General features: G+C 39.7%; 7 protein-coding genes and 1 pseudogene. 4 read left to right on the forward strand and 4 right to left on the reverse strand.

Going from position 1 to position 8,816, the window contains the following annotated elements; all coding sequences use genetic code 11:
* The 4 genes from ACT3RN_RS12650 to ACT3RN_RS12665 form a co-directional block, all read right to left on the reverse strand.
* Positions 1 to 621 (reverse strand): hypothetical protein (locus ACT3RN_RS12650; RefSeq protein WP_444518694.1); only part of this gene is annotated, 621 nt, incomplete at its 3' end.
* A gap of 40 nt (positions 622 to 661) precedes the next feature.
* On the reverse strand, positions 662 to 1,690 hold the full coding sequence (locus ACT3RN_RS12655) for a PD-(D/E)XK nuclease family protein (protein WP_444518695.1): 1,029 nt from the start codon (positions 1,688 to 1,690) through the stop codon (positions 662 to 664).
* Between the two features lie 67 nt (positions 1,691 to 1,757).
* A complete protein-coding gene (locus tag ACT3RN_RS12660) occupies positions 1,758 to 2,846 on the reverse strand; it encodes a helix-turn-helix transcriptional regulator (protein ID WP_443517242.1) in 1,089 nt (362 codons plus the stop codon).
* Positions 2,847 to 2,914: 68 nt separating this feature from the next.
* Positions 2,915 to 3,784 carry a PP2C family protein-serine/threonine phosphatase gene (locus ACT3RN_RS12665; RefSeq protein ID WP_444518696.1) on the reverse strand — a complete coding sequence of 290 codons (870 nt, stop codon included), beginning with the start codon at positions 3,782 to 3,784 and terminating at the stop codon, positions 2,915 to 2,917.
* A gap of 393 nt (positions 3,785 to 4,177) precedes the next feature.
* Between ACT3RN_RS12665 and ACT3RN_RS12670 the strand changes: the two are divergent.
* The 4 genes and pseudogenes from ACT3RN_RS12670 to ACT3RN_RS12685 form a co-directional block, all read left to right on the forward strand.
* Positions 4,178 to 4,444 (forward strand): annotated as a pseudogene (locus tag ACT3RN_RS12670) (transposase); the annotation flags it as partial.
* Positions 4,445 to 4,938: 494 nt separating this feature from the next.
* The gene (locus ACT3RN_RS12675) at positions 4,939 to 6,621 is read left to right on the forward strand and encodes a phosphoethanolamine transferase (RefSeq protein WP_192520670.1); all 1,683 of its coding nucleotides are present in this window, start codon (positions 4,939 to 4,941) and stop codon (positions 6,619 to 6,621) included.
* 44 nt (positions 6,622 to 6,665) lie between these two features.
* A complete protein-coding gene (locus ACT3RN_RS12680) occupies positions 6,666 to 7,352 on the forward strand; it encodes a response regulator transcription factor (protein WP_025651489.1) in 687 nt (228 codons plus the stop codon).
* A 98-nt stretch (positions 7,353 to 7,450) separates the two neighbouring features.
* Positions 7,451 to 8,797: a sensor histidine kinase gene (locus ACT3RN_RS12685; RefSeq protein WP_192520669.1), complete on the forward strand. Its 1,347-nt coding sequence runs from the start codon at positions 7,451 to 7,453 to the stop codon at positions 8,795 to 8,797.
* Positions 8,798 to 8,816: the final 19 nt, after the last annotated feature.

The raw sequence follows: 8,816 nt of genomic DNA on the forward strand, positions 1-8,816 counted from the left end.
GGCTCCATAAACCGCCTTTAAACGAAAACAATTAGGCTCATCAGTCATACTTGAGCTGAGATAAGTAAATGCATTATCATTAGACAATAACCCCTCAATAGCATCTGATATATAAGCAAAGGCTTCCAGTGGCAGACTTTGCACGCTCTGCGTCCCAATAAGTACCCCTTTAGTATTACGAGCGTTAGTAAGTAGACCAATCATCTTATATGTAGCTGTTTTTATCATATGGAATTCAGACTCACCTGTAGCACTGGCTTGAACAAACTGAAACGAATAACCACACTCAAACAAGCTTATAACGTCTGCTACATCTATACCGATGATAGTACTTGCAGACTTTGCATCTAGCAGTGCAATGACATCATTTACTTCATCAGGCTGACATCTAACAATCCCCTCTATAATATCTAAGCGTTCATACTTATGGTCATCTGTTTGTAAGCCTACTAAAATATCAGCCCCTGCTTTCCCTTTTAGCTCTAGCAGTGCCTGCACATCCCAACCATCACTAATGATAAAACAAGCAATAATCGCTGGCGGAAAATAGTCTATGTTTGGTCGGTATAAGGCTGCACAAGGTAAATCATTTATTTGCGATTTGTCGAGCTGATATTTCATGATTAGACCTTCTGTTACTCTAGGTGTTATGACATTACAATTACCAATCGTTTTTATTTTTATACTGATTTACTACATGATTAATGAATTTTTGCACTTCATCCATTAGCTTATCAACTTGCCATAGATCTATTGAGTTTTCACTCTCAAAGATATCTGTGTCTAGTATAGCAAAGGTCATATGCCGACCTGAACCAAAGCGCTTTGGCTTAGTCACTTTTAAATCAAAATCAGCAGCTTCTGTCTTAAACAATTTATAAAGCTCATTCCTAACCTTGCTACGACTTTCTTTATTAGGAACAGATACTTTAAAGCAGATTTTCTCTTGCTCGATTTGCAAGTAAATATCTATATTATTTTCTACTCTATGACCCAAACCCCAAAAGCCCATAAAGCCGCCCGAAGGATTAGCAACATAACCCCAATTGCCTTCTCCTAAGTAAGACTGTAAATATTGAAAAAAGCCAATCCAAGCGCGTTTTTTCCATTCGTTGACAGGCTTTGACTTAAAGCTTTGCACCGCTTCTTCAATAGACTGCAGATGGTTATGATAATCGCTATATATATCACTCTCTTGCAGTGCCGCATTTCGTTCACTATTAAAGAGGTCTAATAAATCTCGTCTAGTTACTGGATAAAAGCCGTCCTTTAACACAGCTTTGTAGTTGCTTTGATCATGCGTTTGTAAATAAATAGGAATGATTTTATCCTCTGTAAAGGTTTGAGCGTGTCCATTGAGCATAAACTGCTTGTATCGAATCAATTGATCTGAATGCTGCAAACTGCCTACTTTATCTTCAATTAATACGCAGTAAGTGTCGTTTATGATACAAAGGACATCAATGTTATTCGCTTGACGCTTCACTACTATTTTATCAATACGACTCGGTAGCGAGTTACCCGCTTTTTTAAAGAATAACGCCAATACACTGGTTGCTAATCTGTTTAGCGCTCTATGCTTATCGTTTCCTGTCTGATAGTCTTGGTCTGCCCAAGAAAGAAGCCAACAGATAAAAGCGTCTTGTGATAATTCAGAGGTGGCAAATTTAAATAAGTTAGGTGTGGTCATTCTAGCTCCTTGATTAAATTAAAAAATATATTTGTGTTTGAGTGATTTTGGTAAAACTCTTGATCAACTATTTTGTATATAACTTCATCCCACTTTCTAGACGCTTTAAAATAACCGCTTTTAACTGAGCAGGCTCAATCACCACTGCCAATTGCGACATGCTCACTAACCAATCTTGCAAGCGCTGCGTATTAGTAACCGTTGCGCGCACTTCATTCCAAGTGTCATCGATAACCGTAATCGTTTGAGTAGATGATAACGGCCGCTCATAGAGGTGCTGACAGGCATATTTCTGTACTTTTAAAACCAAATTGATTTCAATATTTTTACCAAACTCTAGCTTACCTAGCTTCTGCAAACTTTCTAATGTAAAAACGTCACGCCCTACCCAGTCAGGTATTAGCCTGTCTATGACTACTGCCTCGGTAATGCGATTGACTGCAAAGTTACGGTGCGCCTTCAACAAGACATTGTCATCAATATGATCCTCTACCGGATAAAAGCCAGTCAGGTACATCATGTTATCGATAAAGACCAAACCACGCGGATAGATTCGTTTTTCACTCACGCTATCGTCCCATTTTTTTTGATAGCTGATTTGCAGTTGACGGTTTTGTAATAACGCCTGATGGATGCTAGCCAGCACCCCACTATCAAGCTTTGGTGCTTGTACGATACTCGACAGGGTAATGAGATGATCTTGCCACTGCCCCAGCTTGCTTTGATTGAAGCTGGTCTTATCTTGACGATCTAACTGGTTCAACTTATCGCTAATACTTTGCTTAAAAGAGGCCGGCAGATAATTTGCAGTATAGTTGGCCAGCATCTGCCAAAAAAATACCGTTTGCTCATTAATGACATCGATACTAAAGTTTGGCTCAATATAAAACCTTGCCGTTTGTCCGCTAATATTCTGTCCCCAAGCTGGCAGACGCATTAAAGCATCGCTGTGAAAGATGTCATTAAATATTTGATTGAGACTACTCAAATCGTTCTCTAGATTTTTACGCTCGTTTGCGTAGTGTTCAGGATTATCGTCATAAACACTCATTAGCTCTGTGAGTGATATTGCCTTTTCTTTACTACGTGGCAAGCGCTGATATAGCATAAACAGACGTGCGGATTTGTTATAGCTGGCAATTGGGTGTGTGGGCATATTGGCTACTCTATAGATTATCGAATTTATCAAACTGTCATCTTAAAAGTGAACAGTCATAAAAGAAGTTAACCAAACCGCACTACAATCGCAGTACCATTGTCATAAGCATTGCCATCTGAGTCATACACTTGATGCCAAAGCATCTGTAGCCAACCCTGCAAAACTGTTTGGCTCTTAATAAGAGCCCATTCACTACTGGGTACTAAATCATGAATACCATCGCTACAGATGACGAGACTATTGCCTGATTGTACCGTGATGTTTTGCCTTATACTTTTAGGTGGCTCGCTGCTCGGATCATCACTATCTACTGCTAGCGCAAAGCATTCAGTAATGCTATATAAGCTGCCTGCCATACCTGTGCGATTGTACTCCGTAAACTCTACTTGGCGATCTTCATCTTTCGCTTGCTCATCTACCAGCTCGTTTAGCAAATTATGATCACGAGTTAAGCACTGCCATTCATTCATATCTTTGCCAAGCAAATATACACGGCTATCGCCGACATGAGTTATATCTATATTTATCGACTTATCATCGTTTAGCGTGCCGATGATCATTGCAAGGGTTGCCGCAGCGCCATAGCGTTTAGGCGTATGCTTAGTTTGACTTAATTGCGTATATATACGATCTGATGTCATATTATGGACGTTTACTTGATTATCATCCCATAGCGCTCTAATTGCTTTGACCAATGCCTTTGAGCAGTGCTGTGACTGGTTAGAGCTGGCAACGCCATCCGATACGGCAAGACAAAATGGCGCTTGTACTGATGTCACTGCCATCACCCCTAAATCCTCTTGATACCAATGGTCTAAAAAGAAAAATGCGTCTTGTTGGAGGTTATTGCTAGCATTACCTTGAAAAGTAATGGCGCAGGCGTGCGCTATTGTTTCAATAAGAGGTTTATCCTCATCACTCAAAGTCGCTGTCATATTCATTCGCTCATTATTTATTATAATTAGGATAAGTATAATAGATTACCTAGTAATTTTTTTTCTAGGTTATACGATATTTTGAGTTGGTAGTAATGACGATTGACTGAAACCTTCTAAAGGTTTACCAATCCAAGTTTAAAAAGATTAGCGCTATTGCTGGTAGATCACAAAGGCAATATTTAAATCATATGAATCGTTATATTTTCCTTACTTATCAGGTGACTATTCTGTCCTTTTTTAGGGTATCGCATTATCAGTATTCATAGAATAGAGTGATATGCGCCTAGTGCGATTTAGCAGAAAAAACCCTGCTAGGCTATAACAGTAAACGCTCAGCAGGGTTTCGTCAGTTTTACAAAATTCTTAGGTGGCATGAGTGATATCGGGGTTTTACTATCTGCCTATTTTAAGTATCCTGAAGCAGTCAGAAAGCCTATTTATACCACCAATGCGGTGGAAGCGGTACATCGTCAGTTTCGTAAACTTACTAAAACCAAAGGCGCTTTCCCGAATGAAACCAGCTTGCTCAAATTGTTGTATGTTGGTATGTTAAATGCCTCTGCCAAGTGGACGATGCCGATTCGTAATTGGGGACAGACGATGATGCAGCTGTCTATCTATTTCCCTGGTCGATTAGATTCGGTGATGTGCCTTTAATTTAGTTGACACAGAGTTTTGAACGCCCTCTGATAAGTCGAAAGGCTCTGAATGCTATTATTCATATAGTGTATAAGGCTAGATTATGAAGTCTAATTTTCTTAGGTGATGTTGTTGATATGGGGGTATGAACAAAATGCCACTTTTATCTTTTTTAGTATTGACTGCTTTGGGTTCTAGTGTTTGGACAACTGTACTGACGCTTGCAGGTTACCACTTCGGCAAAAACTACGAGGTTATAGAGACTGCGTTAGCACCCTACTCAAAGATTTTTTTATCGATTGCTATAGTAATTAGTTGGTTTATTAGGCGTCGACTAACCAGCTAAAGTAGAGGCAATATGCATCCTTAAGCTTATTATCTAACTATTTATTTTTAAGAATATATTATCTTCTTAAAGCATTACTCAACCCAAATATCTTAACGTCTTCTTAACAGGCCTCTTGTTATCGTAAGGAATCAAACTCCTTACCATCCTGTTGAGAAGCCTAGTTATGTCAACCTCTCAAGCACTTAGCACTGAAATCACCAAAGCTCCTACCAAAAAAAGCTATCTAAACAGCATTTTTAATCATGAAATTAATCTTAACTATCTGATTATTATCGTTGCGCTCTATTTAGTCACTACTGCAAATTTTGGTTTTTTCGCGCAAGTGCTTAGCATTTACCCTTTTGGTAATAACGTTGGCTTCATAGTTTCTATCGCAGGCTTATTGTTCGGCTTAATGTGGCTACTCATCCAATTATTTTGCTATCGTCCTATTGCTAAACCAGTGCTCATCGCTATGGTAATGATAGCGGCCGTATGTGGCTATTTTACTGACGCTTATGGCACTATTTTCGATACTAATATGCTGATCAATAGTATACAAACCGATCAAGGTGAAGCGATGGGGTTGATGTCGCTAAGTTTTTTTACAAGAGTCTTTATACTAGGCATTATACCCGCAGTTATTATTGCTAAAATCCGCATAAAAAGAGTACCTATACGTCGAGCGCTATGGCAAAAAGCGTTAACCTTAACCTCATCTATCGCCTTAATAGCTGTCTGCCTACTGTCTTTTGGCGATCAATACGCCACCTTTTTCCGTCAGCATAAGATAGTCCGCAGTTACGCAAACCCTATTACTCCTATCTACTCGGTTATCAAATTAGGTACCGATTATGTTGAGAAACTTCGTCGTCCTGATACATTGACCCTGCATGCGACAGATGCCAAACGTATAACTCCTACTGCTGGAACTAACGCAGCAAAGCCTAAACTCATGGTATTTGTCGTTGGTGAAACAGTACGTGCTGATCATATCGGTCTTAATGGCTATGAGCGCGACACTATGCCTCTGCTGACTAGCCAACCAGATGTCTATAGCTTTAAAAATGCCACCTCATGTGGCACCTCTACTGCTTACTCCGTTCCCTGTATGTTTAGCTACTCTAATCGAGAGAGTTATGACAATAATATGGCAGACTATAATGAGAACGTATTAGACACACTAAATAAGCAAGGCGTCAATGTTATTTGGCGCGACAATAATTCGAGCTCTAAAGGGGTCGCGGATCGAGTAACTTTTGAAGATTATAAGACGGCTGATGTCAATCCAAATTGTGATGAGGAGTGTCATGATATCGGTATGCTTGACGGTTTTGATACTTTAATTAAGTCAGATGCACCTGCCAAAGATACGCTTATTTTATTGCATCAAATGGGCAATCATGGTCCCGCTTATTACAAACGTTATCCTAAGGAATTTGAAGAGTACAAACCTGTATGCATGACTAATGAGCTCTCTAAATGCGATGATCAATCCGTCATCAACGCTTATGACAATGCCATTCGTTATACTGATTACTTCTTAAATAACGTGATTAATACGCTCAAAAAGTATGAGCAGGACTATGATGTCATAATGGTATATATTAGCGATCATGGCGAAAGTTTAGGCGAGAATAATATTTACTTGCATGGCATGCCCTACGCTATCGCACCTGATGCGCAAAAGCAGGTGCCTGTCATTATTTGGTCACCTAATAGTAATAATATTGATAAAAGTAGTCTCGTTAGTATGATTGATCAGCCCGTATCACATGACTTTATCACCCCAACTTTACTTAACTTTTTTGGTATTACTACCGATGAGGTAGCAGCAGCGCCAACCTTCTTTAAATCTACCCATTAAGACCTTTATCATAAGCCCTGCTAGCATTTATGCACGAGACCACTATGTACAAGATACTCATCATCGAAGACAATCCCGATATCGTCGCCAATATTTATGCCTTTTTTGAACCAAAAGGTTTTGAGCTGGACAACGCTCATAATGGCATTAGCGGCTTAACACTCGCTGCAAATAATCGCTATGACGTTATTTTATTAGATGTCATGCTGCCGGGTATGGACGGCACCAAGCTATGTAAAAAACTGAGAGAAGAGCTACATAATAAAACCCCTGTATTGATGCTGACGGCTCGTGATACGATTTTGGATAAAGTCGCAGGCTTCGATAGTGGCGCTGATGATTATCTGGTCAAACCCTTCTCACTCATTGAATTAGAATCACGGATTAAAGCGCTTATCCGTCGACACCAAGATGAGCATTTTGAGCACAGCTTAGCTGTCGGACCATTATCCTTAAATGCTAATGAGCACACGATTAGACGAGAAGGTACATCACTAAAACTGACACCAACAGGGTTTAAAATTTTAGAAACATTAATGAATGCGTCGCCACGAGTCGTCAGTAAAAGTGAGCTTGAGGAAAAGGTATGGGGTGAGGATATTCCAAGTAGCGATGCGCTACGGACTCATATGCATAGTGTGCGCGTACAAGTCGACAAGCCATTTGCCAGACCTATGATAATGACGATGCCTGGAGTGGGTTATCAAATTGTTGATCCCGATAAAGTGTAGAATATCTTAGTACGATTTACAGACTCAATCTGATTAAGAGTCGTCCTAGTTATACCTCCTATCCTCTTTCTACTACCTTATACTATGAAGTAAATGCCATGTTCAGCCTCGACTCTATCGCTAATAAATTTCGACTGTCATATTTTTTATTTGCCATATTACTTTGCGCTGCTTTCGTCAGTATTTTTATGTACGCTGAGACAAGGATGGAGCAAGAGTTGGTCAAAGCTCGCTTACTGCAACAGCTAGAGCTTAGTCAAGAAAAGGATGGCGATCAGCCTGTCTACACTGCAGATCTGGGCATAAAAATTTATCGCTATAATCATGCACCTGATAATTTAAAAGCTTTGGCAACCGAGACAGTGCAAGAGATGCCCGTAACCGTGCCCACCAAAGATGGCAATGTTAGAACTAATCTACATTTCTTCATCTATCAGCAAAATAAACAACGCTATGTTTTAACCTATTTAGAAGACACTGAGATGGTAATGGGGAACTACCCTGTCCTTGCCATTTTTGAACACCTAGAAGACATCTTTGCCAATGCCTTAAGAGTTGCCGTTATTTTAAGCTTACTAATTGCCGCAATATTTTCTCAGCTATCCTCTAGGCAAATTACTAAACCTTTATTAGACTTAAAAAAAGCAGTAGAAACCGATCATCAAAACTTAACCGAATTGACCCATTTGCCCTCCGAGGTTGGCGTATTAGCACGCGCTATTGATGAGAAGAATCATAAGCTTGAGCAGTATCTCAAACGTGAGCAGCTATTTACTGGAGATGTTAGCCACGAGCTGCGCACGCCTTTGACGATTATTATGGGTGCATCAGAAGTACTGGCTTCTCAATTAGAAGGCGATAGCCGTTTGAGCGAGTTTACTAATCGTATTAGTACTACAGCTAAAGAGACCTCTGAGATTATCAGCGCGTTATTACTACTCTCGCGTGCTCCTGAAAAACTGGACGCTCCGCAAACCTCTATCAATAGCATTGCTAACAATGAAGTGGAACGCTTAAAGTATTTGCTACGGTATAAGACTGTGACTTATGCAGTAGTCGCTGAACAAGAGTATTTTGCCTACGTACGACCTGAATTACTAAAAATGGCACTAGGCAACTTAATAAAGAATGCCTTTCAATACACGGATGAGGGTGAGGTAGTTATTATTATTGACGATAAAAAAATCACCGTTACCGATACTGGCTTGGGTATTCCTGAAGCGATGATGCCTCTACTCTATGAAAGGTTTGAGCGTTTAGAGCAAAAGAAAAATGATGGGCAATTAACTGATAAGTTCTCGTCAAAAGATTATACGAGCTATAAGGTTGATGGCACAGGGTTAGGTCTAAGTATTGTTCAGCGCATCATAACGCATATGGGCTGGCAACTTACCCATCAAGCTAATGCTGCAGGCGGTAGTACGTTTAGTATTTATTATAAATAAATTCTACTAATAAACAATC

The organism is Psychrobacter sp. AOP5-GZ1-6 (assembly GCF_052376345.1).
Classification (GTDB): Bacteria; Pseudomonadota; Gammaproteobacteria; order Pseudomonadales; family Moraxellaceae; genus Psychrobacter.

What these genes read in the sequence shown, in the direction of transcription:
- ACT3RN_RS12655 (WP_444518695.1), bottom strand. Translation starts at nt 1,690, where the DNA reads ATGACCACACCTAACTTATTTAAATTTGCCACCTCTGAATTATCACAA.
- ACT3RN_RS12660 (WP_443517242.1), bottom strand. Translation starts at nt 2,846, where the DNA reads ATGCCCACACACCCAATTGCCAGCTATAACAAATCCGCACGTCTGTTT.
- ACT3RN_RS12665 (WP_444518696.1), bottom strand. Translation starts at nt 3,784, where the DNA reads ATGACAGCGACTTTGAGTGATGAGGATAAACCTCTTATTGAAACAATA.
- ACT3RN_RS12675 (WP_192520670.1), top strand. Translation starts at nt 4,939, where the DNA reads ATGTCAACCTCTCAAGCACTTAGCACTGAAATCACCAAAGCTCCTACC.
- ACT3RN_RS12680 (WP_025651489.1), top strand. Translation starts at nt 6,666, where the DNA reads ATGTACAAGATACTCATCATCGAAGACAATCCCGATATCGTCGCCAAT.
- ACT3RN_RS12685 (WP_192520669.1), top strand. Translation starts at nt 7,451, where the DNA reads ATGTTCAGCCTCGACTCTATCGCTAATAAATTTCGACTGTCATATTTT.